The organism is Agromyces laixinhei, assembly GCF_006337065.1.
GTDB lineage: Bacteria > Actinomycetota > Actinomycetes > Actinomycetales > Microbacteriaceae > Agromyces > Agromyces laixinhei.
This window is the reverse complement of sequence record NZ_CP040872.1, coordinates 315,829-331,200: the sequence shown is the minus strand read 5'-3', so window position 1 is coordinate 331,200 and position 15,372 is coordinate 315,829. Positions and strand designations below refer to the sequence as shown.

Annotated in this window: 13 protein-coding genes; 8 read left to right on the top strand and 5 right to left on the bottom strand. The window is 71.3% G+C overall.

All coding sequences use genetic code 11. The features are described 5' to 3' along the window. Positions 1–14: 14 nt before the first annotated feature. The gene (locus tag FHG54_RS01540; RefSeq protein WP_233437925.1) at positions 15–1,388 is read right to left on the bottom strand and encodes a pyridoxal phosphate-dependent decarboxylase family protein; all 1,374 of its coding nucleotides are present in this window, start codon (positions 1,386–1,388) and stop codon (positions 15–17) included. A gap of 315 nt (positions 1,389–1,703) precedes the next feature. Between FHG54_RS01540 and FHG54_RS01535 the strand changes: the two genes are divergently transcribed. After that, positions 1,704–5,477: an SCO7613 C-terminal domain-containing membrane protein gene (locus tag FHG54_RS01535; RefSeq protein WP_139415587.1), complete on the top strand. Its 3,774-nt coding sequence runs from the start codon at positions 1,704–1,706 to the stop codon at positions 5,475–5,477. A 71-nt stretch (positions 5,478–5,548) separates the two neighbouring features. On the opposite strand, the gene FHG54_RS01530 is transcribed toward FHG54_RS01535, so the two are convergent. Next, a complete protein-coding gene (locus tag FHG54_RS01530; protein ID WP_139415586.1) occupies positions 5,549–7,300 on the bottom strand; it encodes a cation:proton antiporter in 1,752 nt (583 codons plus the stop codon). Between the two features lie 143 nt (positions 7,301–7,443). Between FHG54_RS01530 and FHG54_RS01525 the strand changes: the two genes are divergently transcribed. The 5 genes from FHG54_RS01525 to FHG54_RS01505 all read left to right on the top strand — a co-directional run bounded on the left by FHG54_RS01525 (position 7,444) and on the right by FHG54_RS01505 (position 11,438). Further along, positions 7,444–8,187, top strand: a complete 744-nt coding sequence (locus tag FHG54_RS01525) for a GAP family protein (RefSeq protein WP_139415585.1) — start codon at positions 7,444–7,446, stop codon at positions 8,185–8,187. Positions 8,188–8,248: 61 nt separating this feature from the next. Next, a complete protein-coding gene (locus FHG54_RS01520) occupies positions 8,249–8,530 on the top strand; it encodes a hypothetical protein (RefSeq protein WP_139415584.1) in 282 nt (93 codons plus the stop codon). 100 nt (positions 8,531–8,630) lie between these two features. Further along, positions 8,631–9,431: a DNA/RNA non-specific endonuclease gene (locus FHG54_RS01515; protein ID WP_139415583.1), complete on the top strand. Its 801-nt coding sequence runs from the start codon at positions 8,631–8,633 to the stop codon at positions 9,429–9,431. Positions 9,432–9,495: 64 nt separating this feature from the next. Then, positions 9,496–10,431, top strand: coding sequence for an EamA family transporter (locus FHG54_RS01510; RefSeq protein WP_139415582.1), 936 nt, complete (start codon positions 9,496–9,498; stop codon positions 10,429–10,431). Positions 10,432–10,520: 89 nt separating this feature from the next. Continuing rightward, the gene (locus tag FHG54_RS01505) at positions 10,521–11,438 is read left to right on the top strand and encodes an NAD(P)-dependent oxidoreductase (protein WP_139415581.1); all 918 of its coding nucleotides are present in this window, start codon (positions 10,521–10,523) and stop codon (positions 11,436–11,438) included. Between the two features lie 118 nt (positions 11,439–11,556). On the opposite strand, the gene FHG54_RS01500 is transcribed toward FHG54_RS01505, so the two are convergent. Next, on the bottom strand, positions 11,557–12,135 hold the full coding sequence (locus tag FHG54_RS01500) for a GIY-YIG nuclease family protein (protein WP_232331297.1): 579 nt from the start codon (positions 12,133–12,135) through the stop codon (positions 11,557–11,559). A 105-nt stretch (positions 12,136–12,240) separates the two neighbouring features. Here FHG54_RS01500 and FHG54_RS01495 point away from each other — a divergent pair, with 105 nt between their 5' ends. Continuing rightward, positions 12,241–12,912 carry a hypothetical protein gene (locus FHG54_RS01495; protein ID WP_139415580.1) on the top strand — a complete coding sequence of 224 codons (672 nt, stop codon included), beginning with the start codon at positions 12,241–12,243 and terminating at the stop codon, positions 12,910–12,912. 36 nt (positions 12,913–12,948) lie between these two features. Here FHG54_RS01495 and FHG54_RS01490 read toward each other — a convergent pair whose 3' ends face one another. Both FHG54_RS01490 and FHG54_RS01485 read right to left on the bottom strand, forming a co-directional pair. Then, positions 12,949–13,374, bottom strand: a complete 426-nt coding sequence (locus FHG54_RS01490) for an arsenate reductase ArsC (RefSeq protein WP_139415579.1) — start codon at positions 13,372–13,374, stop codon at positions 12,949–12,951. 82 nt (positions 13,375–13,456) lie between these two features. Next, positions 13,457–14,803, bottom strand: a complete 1,347-nt coding sequence (locus FHG54_RS01485) for an FAD-dependent oxidoreductase (RefSeq protein ID WP_139415578.1) — start codon at positions 14,801–14,803, stop codon at positions 13,457–13,459. A gap of 112 nt (positions 14,804–14,915) precedes the next feature. Between FHG54_RS01485 and FHG54_RS01480 the strand changes: the two genes are divergently transcribed. After that, positions 14,916–15,284 (top strand): ArsR/SmtB family transcription factor, encoded by a 369-nt coding sequence (locus tag FHG54_RS01480; RefSeq protein WP_198165721.1) that lies wholly within the window; start codon positions 14,916–14,918, stop codon positions 15,282–15,284. The last annotated feature ends 88 nt before the right edge of the window (positions 15,285–15,372 follow it).

Here is a 15,372-nt window from a genome sequence, read left to right as displayed (position 1 = left end):
CGTTTCGTCAAGAACTACATCGTGTCGAGGATCGCCACGAGGTGCTCGAACGTGGTGTTGGGATTCACGATCGCGAAGCGCGTGTTCGGCCGGCCGTCGTGCGAGCTCGGGGTCACGAACGCCCGCTGCTCGTCGAGCAGCCGTGTCGACCATGCCTCGTAGTCGGCCTTCGACCACCCGTCACGCTCGAAGACCACGACAGAGAGCTGCGGCGACCGCACGAGGCTGAGCCCTTCGCGGCGCTCGATCTCGCCGGCGATCTGCTGTGCGAGCTCGATCGAGCTCGAGATCGCCTCGCGATAGGTGCTGCCGCCGTAGCTCGCGAGCGAGAACCAGAGCGGCAGACCGCGTGCGCGCCGCGTGAGGTGCGCGGCGTAGTCCGACGGGCTCCAGTCGCCGCCGTCGGTGAGCGTGTCGAGGTACTCGGCATGCTGGGTGTGCGCGCGGCGCCCCTGCTCGGGGTCGCGGTAGATGAGCGCGCACGCGTCGAAGGGCGCGAAGAGCCACTTGTGCGGGTCGACGATCACCGAATCGGCGTGCTCGACGCCCGCGAAGCGGTGCCGCGCGAGCGGGGAGAGCATGCCGGCGAGCCCGTAGGCGCCGTCGACGTGGAACCAGAAGTCGTAGTCGGCCTTCAGGGCGGCGATCGAGGCGAGGTCGTCGACGATGCCGAAGTTCGTCGAGCCGGCGGTCGCGACGACGGCGAAGACGGATGCTCCGTGCTCCTCGAGCGCGCCGCGCACGTCGTCGCCCCGCAGCATGCCGTCGCCTGCCGGGGTGACGGGCACCACGTCGACGTCCATCACGCGGGCGGCCGACGCGATCGAGGAGTGCGCCTCGCCGCTGCACACGATCTTCCAGCGGCCGCCGGGCGGCGCGGGCACGGCTGCATCCGCTCTGCCATCGCTCAGCCGGTGTCGCGCATGCTCGCGCGCCGCGACGAGCGCCGACAGGTTGCCGAGGGTGCCGCCCTGCACGAAGACACCGCCCGAACCGGCGGGCAGGCCGAACTCATGGCCGAGCCAGGCGAGCACTTCATTCTCGGCGTAGACGGCGCCGGCACCCTCGAGCCAGGAGCCGCCGTAGAGCGCGCTCGCCGAGACCACGAGGTCGAACGCCGTCGCGGCCTTCGTCGGCGCGGTCGGAATGAACGAGAGGTACTGCGGGTGATCGGTCGTGATGCACGACGGGGCGAGCACGTGCTCGAACAACGCGAGCGCCCGGGCTGCGCCGATGCCCCGTTCGTCGATCGTGCGGCCGGCGAGGCGGCGCAACTCGGGCTCGGTCTCGGGCTTGTCGAGCGGGGTGTCGTCGGAGAGGAGGCGACGGCGCGAGTACGCGAGCACGAGGTCGACGATGTGCGAGGTCTCGTCGGAGGTGGAGTGCATGCGGGTCGCGGGGTCGCGCTCTTCGGCGGGGGAGCGGTCGACGTTCGCGTCGCGAGCTGGTTCAGAGCGGTGCATCCGGATGTCCCTTTCGGCTCGGCCTGGCCGGATTGCCGGCGGGCCACGGGAGAGTTTCACATACCTCGGCCGCGTTGCAAAGAAACGTCAAGATTCCTGCGTTGCACGCTGCCTTCTTGCACAACCTCGTGCGTGAACGCAGCAACGGCCGGCGTCGCGCAACGCGGCAGGTCGCGCTCGACCCCGGCGCCGGCTCGTGATTCGCGGATGCCGCGTCGGTGCCGTCAATAGACTTCGCCAATGGTGAGCGCATGGAACGAGCAGGCCGCACGCTATCTGCTCGCCTCGACGAACTGTCCCCGATGCGACGCTGAGCTCGGCAATGGCGCGATCTGCCCAGGGTGCGGTGCCGATCTGCGCGGTGCCGCGGGGCATGAGGTGTGGAATGCCTCGCAGCGCGCCGCCGAGGCGATGCGCGAGCGCGCCGGCCTGATCGCGGCGCTGCCGACCGTGACGAGTGGTGCGCCTGCCGGCGCATCCGCAGGGAGCGGGGCGCAGCAGAGACCGGTGCAGAGCCCGCCGCAGGGCCCGGTGCAGAGCCCGGCACGAACGGATGCCGCGTCGCGCCCCGTTGCCGCGCCCGCGACCTCGCAACTGAGCGTGCAGTCGGTGCTCGCGGTCGCCGGAGCGGGTCTCTTCGCGGTCGCCGCGATCGTCTTCACCTTCCTGAATCCCGACGTCGGATTCGGCGTGCGCACGAGCGTCATCGCCGTCGTGACCGCGCTCTTCCTCGCCGGCGCGTGGATGCTGCAACGCCGCGGCGTGCAGTTCTCGGCCGAGGCGATCGGTGCGCTCGGCATGGTCTTCCTCGCCCTCGACGTCTGGGCGTTCTCCGAGATCGCTCCCGCCGCCGTGAGTGCTTGGGCGTTCGCGGCGCTCGGCACCGCCATCGCGGCGGGCGCCATGCTCGCGGTCGCGTGGCGTGCGCGCATCCGCACGTGGTGGTGGACGGCGCTCGTCGGCCTCACCCTCGTGCCCGCGTTCCTCGGGTACGCCCTCGGCGGCTGGGGCACGGCGTGGGGTCACCTCGGCATGATCGCCGTCGTGCTGGGGGCGCAGCAGCTCGTGCGGGTCGCAGCGAAGCGATTCGCCGCAGCGCTCCGCGCCGATCGGGTGACGCTCACCACACTGCAACTGCTCGCGACCGTCGTCGTGCTCGCCCAGCTCGTGCTCCTGCCCTCCGCCGAAACGCAGGGCACGGTGCTCATGCGCGCGGCGGTGCTCGCGCTGCTGGCCGCGGCGGCCGCCGTTGCGCGCAGGTTCGGGATGCCGCGGAGCTGGGGCTTCGCCGCGGGGGCGCTCGGCACAGCGGCCGCCGTCGTGCTGGCCCTCGCCCCGGCGAACCTCGATCCGGTGTGGATCACGACCCTCATGCCCCTCGCCGGGGCGGTGGCGATCGCGGCATCCGGTGTGCTTCGCCCCGGAGGCATCGCGGGCGCCCGTGCCGTGCAGGGCGGGGCGCTGACCGTGGGCCTCGCGGTGGCGCTGCCCGCCGTGGCCGCCGCGTTCGGAACCATCTGGTCGGTCGTGCTCGCCTTCCTCGTCGACGGGCTCGCACCGTTCCGTTCATCGGGGTCGGTTCCAGTTGTTCCGGGCGGTGGCCAGTCGGCCGCCGCCGTGCTCGCCGCCGTGCTGGGGCTCTTCGCTGCAGCGCTCGGCCTGGCCGCGCTCGCCGCCGTCACGCGCCGCCGCGAGCCGGCCGCACACCGATCTCCGTTCCCCATCGGCGTGCTCGTCACGGCGCTCTGGGTCGGCGCGCTCGCCGTCGCGGCGTTCGTGGGGTGGCCCGCATTCACACCGCTCGGCGGCGCCGTCGTCGGCATCGCCGTGGCCGTGCTCGCCACGGCCGCGGTGGCCCTGCCGCAGTCGAGGTTCGCGGCGGCGCGTCTGGGCGTTCGCGCGCCGTTCGTCGTGCTCGCCCACATCGTGCTTCTCGGCGCGGCCCTGCTCAGTTGGATCGATCCGGCGATCACCGTGCTGGTCGGCGTCGGCATCGTCGCCGCGACCCTCGTCGTCGCGCGGCCGCTGCCGGCCGGTGCACGCGTGGTGCACGTCGGCGCGGCGTACGCGTACGCCCTCGCGATCTTCGCGACCGCTCTCGATCGTCTCGGGGTCGTGACGATCGCGGTGCTCTGCCTCACGACCACCGCCGCAGCGCTCTGCGCGCTCGCCGCGACCCTCGTGCGCCGTGTCGACGCCCGCTCCTGGTACGCGATCCTCGTCGTGACGGCCGTGCCCTTCCTCATCGGCGTCGCCACGGTGCTGCGCGAACCGAACGGCTGGACCGCGCTGTCGACCGGCGTCACCTTCCTGCTGGCGCTCGCACTCGTGCTCACGAGGCGCCCGGGACTGAATCGCATCGTGCGCTCCGCGGCGGCGGCGATCCTCGTGCCGTCGCTCGCCGTGGTCGCCGTCTGCCTCGGCTCCGAGTTCCTCGAGGTGAGCGGGTCGCCGATCGTGCTGCCGGTCATCGCGGCGATCGTCGCACTCGTGCTGCCCTCGACGACGGCGATCGAGGCGGCACTCGCGGGCCGCGGCCAGCACGCGGGCACCGCGGCATCCGTGCGACTCTGGATCGAGATCTCATCGCTCGTGACCGCGGCGATCGCGGTGCTGCTCGCACTCGTACGCGACGCCGCCGGTCTCGGCACGGCGATGGCCGTGCTCGTCGTGCTCGGCCTCGGTTTCGCGGCGACCCGCATCGTCGCCGGTCGCCGGTACGGCTGGTGGCTCGCCGCCGCGAGCTGGACCGGAGCGCTCTGGTGCGTGTGGGCGATGCTCGGCATCGAGACGATCGAACCGTACACGCTGCCGCCCGCGCTCGCGGCGGTGCTCATCGGCACGATCCTCACCGCCCGCGCTCCATTCGGGGCACCAGGCGCGCGCCGCGGGCTCGCCCTCGCCGCGACCGGGCTCGCCGGCGCACTCGTGCCGTCGCTCGTGCTGCTCGCGGCGTGGGGGGTCGAGCCGGGGGCCTTCCCGTGGCGCACGGCGGGGCTCATCGCTGCATCCGTCGTCCTGCTCGGGTCGGGTCGTGCGCTGACTCGCGCGTCGACCGATTCCGGCGTTCGGATGCTTCGCGCGCCCGCGCTCGCCGGGGCGCTCCTCGCTGCGGCCGCCGCCCCGATCCAAGCGGTGCGGTGGGGGCTCGAGCGCGATGCGGTCGCCATCGCCGACGCCGATCTCGTCATGCTGCCGGTGCTCGGCATCACCGTCGCCGGGGTGCTGCTCGCGGTCGTCTCGGTGTGGTGGCTGCACGACGGGGCGACCACGGCGAGCCGCCTCGACGTCTGGATCCGCGAGACGAGGTGGCTCCTCGCGCCGGCGCTCGTGTTCCTCGTGGCCGGGCCGATCACGGCGATCCGGCGCGAATGGTTCGCGATCTGGTCGCTCTGGGTGCTCATGGCGCTGCTCCTCGCGCTCGCCCTCGTCACCGTCGCGCTCGCGCGACGCGCACGACCGGTGCTGCCTCCGTTCTGGTTCGTCTACGGGCTCGCATGGGTGACCGGGGTCACGGGGTGGGGCGAGCGCGATCTTCGCGTCGAGGTGTTCTCGCTTCCGCTCGGACTCGCAGTGCTCGCGGCAGGGCTGATCGCGATGCGGCCGGCGGGGGTCGCTGTGCCGGCGGCCTCGTTGAACTCGTGGCCGATCGGGTTCCGGGGCAGCTGGCGCCTGCTCGCTCCGGGCATCGTGCTCACCTTCCTGCCGTCGGTGCTCGCGACCGGCACGGACCCCCAGCTGTACCGGCCGATCCTCGTCATCGCGCTCGCACTCGTGGCGATCCTCGTGGGTTCGTCGCGCAAGCTCGCTGCGCCGTTCCTGCTCGGCCTCGCGGTGCTGCCGATCGAGAACATCGTCGTGTTCTCGGCCCAGGTCGATCGCGCCGTCGGGGCGATGCCGTGGTGGATCACGCTCGCGACGGCGGGGGCCGTGTTGCTCGCGATCGCCGTGGGTTCAGAGCGCCGCACGAACCGGGGCGGCGGAGTCGCGGCGCGGTTGCGCGAACTCGAGTAGGTCGAGCGGGTGCGGCGTCGGTCCGGGCGCGGCGACGGCCCGAACTCGGGCACCGGACTCGGGCACCGGGCTCAGGCGTTCTCCGAGCCCTTCAATTCGATGCTGATCTGCTCGGCGTCGAGATCCTCGAGCGCGGCACTGAGCGCGGCGGCGCTGAATCGACCGTCGTCGCGGGCGTCGAGGAGTGCCGTGCGTTCCGCCTCGATCATGCGCAGCCGGAGCCCGCGCACGCGATCGCTCGTGGTTGCCGCGTCGCGTGTGGCGGCCGTCTCGCCTGCGACATCCGTGTCGCTCGCGACATCCGTGTCGCTCGCGACATCCGTCTCGCCCTCACCCTCGTCGTACGAGACCTGCCAGGCGGCTCGCATGCGAATGGCGAGCGAGCGCAGCGCCGGGTCGTCGGTGTCTGCGATCTCGTCCATCGCCGAGGCGCGCAGCAGGCGCCGCAGTTCGCGCTGCTCGGCGGCGCTCTCGCCGGGGTCGCGCGCCGGCATGATGCGGCGCACGAGCCACGGCAGCGTGCCGCCCTGCACGAGCAGCGAGCCGACCGCGACGACGAAGGCGATGAAGACGAGGAGTGAGCGACTCGGGGTCTCGGCAGGCAGCGTCTGCGCTGCGGCGAGCGTCACGACACCGCGCATTCCGGCCCAGACCACGATCGTGCCCTCGCGCCAGCCGAGCGGCTGGGCGAGGAAGTAGTCGACGTCGGCGATCCGTCGGCGCAACGCCGTGCGGAAGCGCTCGGCCGTCGCAGCCGACCGTTCGGCACCGAAGGGCGGTGGATCGGCACTGACGCGATCGGCGAGCACGCCCTTGATCGCGGCAGCCCGTTTCGCCTGGCGCTTGAGGCGGGCGAGCAACGGGGCCACGAACGCGGCGCGGATCAGCACGGTGGCCACGAGTGCGATCGCCGCGAGTCCCATCGCCGACCAGACCCCGGCGTGCTCGGCCTCGACGTCGGCGACGATCGCCGTGAGTTCGAGCCCCATCACGAGGAACACCGCGCCCTCGAGCACGAGCTCGACCGTGCGCCAGTTCTGCGCATCCGACAATCGGTGCTGCGGGCTGAGATATCGAGCCGCGCCGTTGCCGGTGACGAGACCCGCGACCACCGCGGCGACGAGGCCCGAGGCCCCGAGGTGCTCGGCCGGGATCGCGGCGAGGAACGGCATCGTGAACGAGACCACCGTGTTGACGGTCGGGTTGACGATGCGCGAGCGCACCCGCAGGTTGACCCAGCCGACGGCGACGCCGATCACGGCCGCGACGAGGATCGCGTACAGGAACGAGCCGACGACGCCCCAGAGCGAGACGGATGCCGCGGCGCCCGCGATCGCCGCCCGAAGCAGCACGAGCGCGCTCGCGTCGTTCAGGAGGCTCTCGCCCTCGAGCACCGATACGACCCGTGGCGTGACCCCGAGACGTTTCACGATCGAGGTCGCCACCGCATCGGTCGGGCTGACGATCGCGCCGAGGGCGATGCCCCATGCGAGGCCGAGCCCGGGGATGAGCCACGCGAACAGGATTCCGAGGAGCACCGCGGTGATGACCACGAGCACGATCGAGAGTCCGTTGATCGCGCCGAAGTCGCGGCGGAACTCCATCGTCGGCATCGAGACGGCGGCCGAATAGAGGAGCGGCGGCAGGACGCCGGCGAGGATCCATTCCGGGTCGATCTCGAACGACGGCACGGCCGGCAACAGCCCGACCCCGAGGCCGACGAGCACGAGCAGGAGCGGCGCGGCCACGCCGATCTTCGGCGCAACGGCCGTCGCGGCGGCGATGGCGAGCAGCGCGATCACGGCCGCGAGCAGCAGATCCATGTGAGCATTCTGTCGCGGTTGAGCTGATCATGCTCGACATCGGCTGCAACGGCGCCATGTCCGTTCGTGATCGGCCGGGCAACCGGTTCGATATCCTCCTCGCGGTTGATTCCCCGAAGCGCGGCATCCGTCAGGCTCGACGGATGGATCTGGACTTTCTGAGCGGGACCGCCCTCACCGGCCCCGCTCTGCTCGGCGCTCTCGCGCTGCTGGCGCTCGTCGACTCGACGAGCTTCGGCACCCTGCTCATCCCGACCTGGCTGCTTCTCGCTCCCGGCAGGCTCAGGCCGGGTCGCATCCTCATCTACCTCGCGACGGTCGCGGGCTTCTACCTCGTGGTCGGGATCGTGCTGCTGACCATCGCCGCCACCGCGCTGCCGCAGCTCATGACGCTCGCCGCGACGCCCGGTTTCCTCTGGGCACAGCTCGTCGTCGGTGCCGCGCTGCTCGTCGGCTCCTTCTTCATCGGAGGCAAGCGCAAGCGCAGCGGGCCCGGCAGGTTCGCCCGCTGGCGCGAACGCGCGGTCACCGACGTCGGCGAGCAGGCGGGCAGCCTGCTGCCGCTCATGGGGCTCGCGGTGGCCGCCGCCGCCGTCGAGGTCGCGTCGATGCTGCCCTACCTCGTCGGCATCGGCCTGCTCTCGGCCTCGGAATTCGACGCCGGCGCCCGGCTGCTCGTGCTCGTGGGGTACTGCATCGTCATGGTGCTGCCCGCGCTCGTGCTGCTGGGTCTGCGCCTCGTCGCGGCCCGGGCGATGGAGCGGCCGCTTGCGCGTCTCGGCGCCTGGATGGAGAAGAACGCCGCGGAGACCACGGGATGGATCGTCGGCATCCTCGGATTCCTGCTCGCACGGGCGGCGGCGGTCGAACTCGGGCTGTTCGGGTAGCTCCCGTCGCAGGGTCGCAGGGTCGCAGGGTCGCGAGATGCGTGATCGGTAGTGTGACGGGATGCGCCGGATCCATCCCGCCCTCCTCGCCACGCTCATCGTTTCCGTCGTGCTGGCGGTCGGTGGGGTCGCGGTCATCGGTGTCTCGACTCGGCCGCCCGTTTCGGAGGGATGGTTCGCGTACCAGCCGATGTCTGATTCGGTGTTCTCACCGACAGGGGTGATCATGCTGACACAGACCGGATTGATCGGGGTCGCCGTCGCCACGATCGGGCTCATCGGCGTGAGTGCAACGATCGGATTCGCGATCGGGCGACGGCGACGCCCTGACGTCGATCAGTGACATCGGCCTATGGGCGCGGTCGACAACGAACGCCGGTGAGAGTTGCTGCGTCGGGGCCGGCGATGCCGCGCATGTCGGCGGATTGTGGTCGACTCGTGGCATGAGCTTCGACGCGCAGTTCCTGGGGGTTCGGGCGGCGATGCCGCGAGTGGGCGAAGCGCATGCGGCGTCGACCGTCGAGCTCGGGTACCTTCACTTCGCCGTCGTGCTCGACACCGGGCGGCGACTCGCCAGGGTCACGGGGGTCAACGTCGACGGGGCATCGCTCATCGACCTGCCGCGCGGCGACGAGTGGCGGCTCGACGAGCGCATTCCCGCCGACTGGCAGGCGGGCCCCGCGATCTACGCCCGCAACGACTTCGACCGCGGCCACCTCGTGCGCCGTCGCGACCCCGTGTGGGGTTCGCCCGAGATCGCGGCCCGGGCGAACGCCGAGACCTTCCGCTACCCCAACGCGGCCCCGCAGGCCTCGGGGTTCAACCAGTCGAAAGAACTCTGGCTCGGCCTCGAAGACCACGTGCTCGCGCACGCCGAGACCTACCGATTGCGGCTCAGCGTGTTCACGGCACCCGTGCTCGCAGGCGCTGATCCGCCGTACCGGGGCATCCGTGTGCCCCTCAGGTTCTGGAAGGTCGTCGCGTGGAATGACGGCGGTGCGCTCGCGACGACGGCGTTCGTCGTCGATCAGGCACCGCTCGTCGACACGGCCGAGACCGTCGCCCCGGCACGTGGCGAGGCCCCGCCGCTCGGGCCGTTCCGCACGTTCCAGGTGCCGGTGTCGGATGTCGCGGCACTCACCGCTCTCGTCATGCCCGAGTTGGTCGCGGCCGACGTGATGCCCCCCACGCTTCGGGCCGCCGGATGGCGGCGGCTCGAGGCATCCGACGACATCGTGCTGTGAGGCTCAGTCGTCGTCGCACGCAATCGCATACTGAGGAGCCCTCGACGCCGCGTATCGTCGTATCGTGACCGACGAGACGACCCCCGCATCAGCGGCCACGGATGCTTCGGCGAACCGCCGGGGTCTCGCGGGCGCGGCGACGCAGCTCGGCACCGAGGTGTCGATCAACTTCGGCTCCTCGCTCGCCGGGCTCGTGATTCCCGTCGTCGGTTCGTTCGTCGTCGTGGCCGTGCGTCAACTCGTCATGGTCATCGTCGTGCTGCCGTTCTACCGGCCGAGGCGTGCCGAGCTCACCTGGCGCCGGCTCTGGCCGGCGGTCGCGCTCGGCGTCGTGCTCGCCGTCATGAACGTCACGTTCTACGAGTCCGTGCACCTGCTGGGGCTCGGTGTCGCCGCGACCATCGAGTTCCTCGGCCCCCTCGCGATCGCGCTCGCGAGCTCGCGCCGCGTGCTCGACGTGGTCTGCGCGCTCGCCGCGGGCACGGGCGTGGTGCTGCTGATCGGCCCGGGGGCATCGGATGTCGCGGGCGTCGACCCGTGGGGCGTCACGCTCGCCCTGACCGCCGCGGCAGCCTGGGCCGGCTACATCCTGCTCACGCGCAAGGTCGCGCACGGGCTGCCCGGGCTCGAGGGCCTCACCGTCGCGAGCATCGTCAGCCTCGCCCTGCTCGTGCCGTTCGCGACGGCGACCTTCGACCCCGCGGTCATCGACTGGCCGGTCGTCGGACTGCTGCTCGGGGTCGGCGTGCTGTCGTCGGCGCTGCCGTACAGCCTCGACACGTGGATCCTGCGCCGCATCTCGCCGCGCGTCTATGCGATCATCACGAGCTTCGGTCCCGTGATCGCGGCCGTGTTCGGTTGGCTCGTGCTCTCGGAGACGTTCTCGCTCACCGAGGTGATCGCCATCTTCATCGTGTGCGGCGCTGCGGCCACCGCGCTCGCGACGCAGCGCACCCGGCGGAAGTCGCAGCTCGAGCAGACCGCCGAGGGCATGGTCTGACCTGCGGGGCGCCGTCGTTGCCGGGGCCGTGTCCCGACCGTATCGTTGACGTGAGAGCGCACGTCGTTTCGACACCGTCGGGAGGCACCATGGCCACCATCGCGTGGATCGGGTTGGGCCACATGGGGGCGCCGATGGCGGGCAACCTCGTCGCGGCAGGGCATCTCGTGCGAGGCGTCGACCCAGTGCCCGCCGCACGCACGGCGGCCGCCGAGCGCGGAGTGCACGTCGTGGCAACCATCGAAGCGGCGGTGCGCGGCGTCGACGCCGTCTTCACCTCGCTGCCGCGCAGCGAGCACGTGCGCTCGGTGTACGGCGATGACGACGGGGTCTGGGCGACGGCGCCCGGTTCGGCACTGCTGCTCGACACTTCGACCGTCGATGTCGCGACGTCGAGGTTCTGCCACGAGGCATCCGTCGACCGCGGCTTCCGCTTCGTCGATGCACCGGTCTCGGGCGGCATCGCGGGGGCCGAGGCGGCCACCCTCACCTTCATGCTCGGAGGTGATGCGGCGGATGTCTCCGAGGCCACGCAGCTCGTCGAGCCGCTCGCCGCGCACGTCTTCGACCTCGGCGGACCGACGATGGGCATCGCCGCGAAGCTCGCCAACAACCTCATGCTCTTCGTCTCGCTGCTCGGGGTCGCCGAGGGGTCGCAGCTCGCCGCGCGGCTCGGGCTCGACCCGGCGAAGTTCTTCGAGGTGGCATCCGTCTCGTCGGGCGAGTCGTGGCCGCTGCGCACCTGGTACCCGTCGCCGGGCGTCGTGCCGACGAGCCCCGCGAACCGCGGCTACGACGCCACCTTCTCGGCCGTGCTCGCCCAGAAGGACCTCTCGTTCGCGGTCGCCGCGGGCGACGCCGCCGGGCTGCCGATGTCGGCGTCGCGCATCGCCCTCCAGCAGTTCGAACGGCTCATCGACGAGGGGCTCGGCGGCAAAGACGCGAGCCTGATCGTGAAGTACGCCTCGGCCGACGGGCGGGTGGCCGGCTTCGAGCCCGGTTCGTAGGACGTTCGCGTCTGTGTAGGACGCGGGTTGGCGAACGTGTCCTACACAGACGGATTGGTCCTACATTGCCCAGGTTCGAGGCTGCGCAGGACGCGTGCCGGCAGTCAACAGTCGGCAGTCAGCAGCCGGCAGCCAGTCGCCGGCTCACCCAGCGGTCGTACTGCTGCCAGGGGTCGGCGACCCCGAGACGCAGCTCGGCGATGTGCGCGAGCAGTTCGTCGTGCACGCCGAACCACTCGGTGCCGGCGAATCGGTGCGACGCGAACTGCGCATGCCGGCGCTGCTCGAGCGCGCGATCGCCGAGTTCGAACGCGAGCACCTCGTCGTGCGGCAGGCTCGCGACCCGCACGCGCGGGTTGCCCGACGTGCCGATCTTGATCTGTGCGCGGTACCCGAGGTAGTAGACGACGTCGACACGAGGGTCGGCCACCGCGAAGTCGGGCACGTCGCCGACCCGCCACTCGCACACCGCGCAGATGCTCCCGGACGGGTAGACCACGCCGACCCGCGACCCGCACGCCAGACAGGGCCCCGGCAGCAGGTCGGTCACGCCGGCCTCCCGGGCGACCCAGTCGTAGGCCTCGAGCAGGTGTCGGGTGCAGAGATCGAGGGGCGCGCCGGTCTCGACCGGTTCTCGGCATGGGCCCTCATCGAGACGGATACTGCAGGCGTGCTCCGCGGCATCACTTCGGCGCATATCGGAAGGCTAGCCGTGACCGCTGACGCCGACGGAGGGCCGCGGTAGGCTCGATTTCCGACCGCCGCACGGCGGGCGGAGACCGAGCTTCGGAGGTCGACCGGTATGGCCCTCTGGCCCAGGCGCAAGCGGAAGCGACGACGGTTCGAGCCGTTCGATCGTTCCGCCCTGCCCGAGGTTCCCGCGCCGACGTTCGACCAGATGCTGACCGAAGGCGTGCTGGTCGCCGAGTCGGCCGGCCGCATGGCGCTGAGGAACCGAATGATCGTCGAGGCGCTTCGCGGCGAGGAGCCCTTCGCGCCCGAGCGCGCCGCCGCCGCCGCGCGCGAAGTGCTCTACGAGCTCGTGCAGGAGGCCGACGAGGTCGCCGAGCACACGGCCGAGGCGCGCGCGGCCGCAGCGCGACGCGAGGGCCGGTCGTCGCACGAGCACGATTACCGGCGAGCGGATGCCGCGAACCTCCGCCGCCGTGAACAGGTCTACGCCGCCGTGGCGAAGGAGCTGTGGGTGCGCCGCAACGATCCCGAATACCTCACGGCCTTCGCTGAGCGCGCGCGCGAAGAGGCGTGGGGCGAGGTCTCGGGCGCGATCGAGACCCGACTCGATCGCGAGTGGAGCGAGTGGCCCCGGATCGAGGTCGACGAGACCTACGAGGCCGAGCGCGAGGGCCGGGTGCTCGACCTGCTTGCGGATCTCGACATGGGCGTCGCGGTCGCCGAGGCCGATCGGGCCCGGCGCGCCGAGGAGAACGACCCGTTCCGCGGGTTCGTCGGCTGAGCGCCGTTCGGAGGTCGGGAGCGGATCGCGCCGGCCTCAGCCGCCCGCGTTCGGCGATGCCGCAGGCGCGATCTCGGCGATGAGCGACTCGACGCGGGCGCGGATGTCGTCGCGGACCCGCCGCACGGTCGCAAGGTCCTTGCCGGCGGGGTCTTCGAGCTCCCAGTCTTCGTAGCGCTTGCCCGGGAAGATCGGACAGGCGTCGCCGCAGCCCATCGTGATCACGACGTCGGACTCGCGCACGGCGTCGACGGTGAGGATCTTCGGAGTCGTGCCCGCGATGTCGATGCCCTCCTCGGCCATCGCGGCGACGGCGACCGGGTTGATCTCGTCTTCGGGCTCGGAGCCCGCCGAGCGCACCTCGACGCGATCGCCCGCGATCGCGCGCAGGTAGCCGGCGGCCATCTGCGAGCGGCCGGCGTTGTGCACGCAGACGAACAGAACGGTGGGGGTCGGGGTCACGGGGTGCTCACTCTCGGTCGACAGCAGGATGAATGGGACGTGTGATCTCGAACTCCGCCGGGCGCGTGGTTCCGGTCGTCGCTCAGCATGCCGACGTGCCGCAGCAGCCGCCGGACGGCGTGTCGGCGCTCGTCGAGCACACCCCCGTTGCCGGCAGCACGAGCTCGACGGCGCGAGCCGCTGCTTCGTCGCCGTCGAGCCACGCCGTCACCGATCGCACCTGCTCGTAGCCGGTCGCGAGGAGGAAGGTCGGCGCGCGACCGTAGCTCTTCATGCCGACGATGAAGAAGTCGCGCTCGGGCTGGGTGAGTTCGCCGAAACCATGCGGCTCGACCGTGCCGCACGAGTGCACGTTCGGATCGATGAGCGGGGCGAGGCGGCGGGGCGCCTCGACGATGTCGTCGAGCTCGAGCCGGATCTCGCGGAGCATCTCGAGGTTCGGCCGGAACCCCGTAGCATTCACGATGCGGTCGGCCGTGATCGTCTCGAGGCCGTCGCCACGTCGGCCGGTGACGACCGCGACGGATTCCTCGGACGCGTCTCGCGACCCCCGACCGAGCCGCACGATCTCGAAACGATCGACGAGCTCGATGCGCCCTGCCGTGACGAGGGCGTCGACCCGGGCACCGATCGAAGCGCGCGCCGGCAGTTCGTCGTCGGGAGAGGTCGTGACCCGGGCGGCCGTCGCGTTGCGGATGGCCCAGGTGACGCGGGTGCCGGGCTCCTGCTCGGCGAGGGCGTCGAGCTGCAGCAGGGTGTTCGCGGCCGAATGCCCGGCACCGACGACGATCGTGTGGCGGCCGGCGTACAGGGCACGGTCCGCGCCGAGCACGTCGGGCAGCGCGTGACTCACCAGACCTTCGACGTCGGCGATGCCGAGCGGGTCGAGGCCAGAGGATCCGAGGCTGTTGGGGGTTCGATACGTGCCCGATGCATCGATGACCGCGCGGGCGGTGAGCTCCTCGACTCCGTCGACCGTGCGGAGGCGCAGCAGGAACGGCGCTTGCGAGCGCCCGGTGGTGCGCGTGCGGTCCATGCCCTCTCGGGTGACGTCGGTGACCTCGACTCCGAGGCGGATGCGATGCGCGATCGCGGGCAACGCTGCGAGCGGCGCCAGGAATCGTTCGATGAGCTCGGCCCCCGTCGGCAACGACGCTGAGGGCGGCGCCGCCCAGCCGGACTCGGCGAGAAGTCGCTGCGATGCGGGATCGACGAGATGCCGCCACGGCGAGAAGAGTCGGGTGTGCCCCCACTGCGCGACGCTCGCGCCGACGCGGTCGCCGGCCTCGAGCAGCACGAAGTCGATGCCCCGTTCGACGAGGTTCGCCGCGGCAGCGAGACCGATCGGGCCGGCGCCGATGATCGCGACGGGCAGTGCCTGCAGCCGCGACGGGATCGTCTTCGGCGCCGTGAGGTCGATGAGAGTCATCCGGGTTGCTCGCCTTCATTGAAGGATGTCGATATGGGAAGTGTGGACGCTATATCGATGATTGTCAATATATGAGAGACTGAGGTTCGTGACCACCGTCGACCTGCCGCTCGTGACCAGAGATGCCGTCGAGGCGGCTCGGGCCGCCGACACGGCCGATGCGTCGATCGCGTGCTGTGCTCCGCTCACGCGCGAGACGATCACCGCCGAAGATGCCGAGTCGTTCGCGCACCTGCTCAAGGCGATCGCCGACCCGGTGCGGTTGCGCCTCGTCTCGATCGTCGCGGCATCCGAAGGTCAGGAGGCGTGCGTCTGCGATCTCACGGCGCCCGTCGGGCTCAGCCAGCCCACCGTCTCGCACCACCTGAAGATCCTCACCGACGCCGGTGTCTTCTCGCGATCGAAGCGCGGCACCTGGGCGTACTACCGCCTGGTTCCCGGTGCACTCGAGGCGATCGCGGCGCCGCTCGTCAGCGTCTGATCCACCGTCGCGCGACCGGCTACGTATGGTTGTGAGTATGTCCGAACTTAGTTAGCCTTGACCGCGACGACGCGCTGGAGCGTCACAA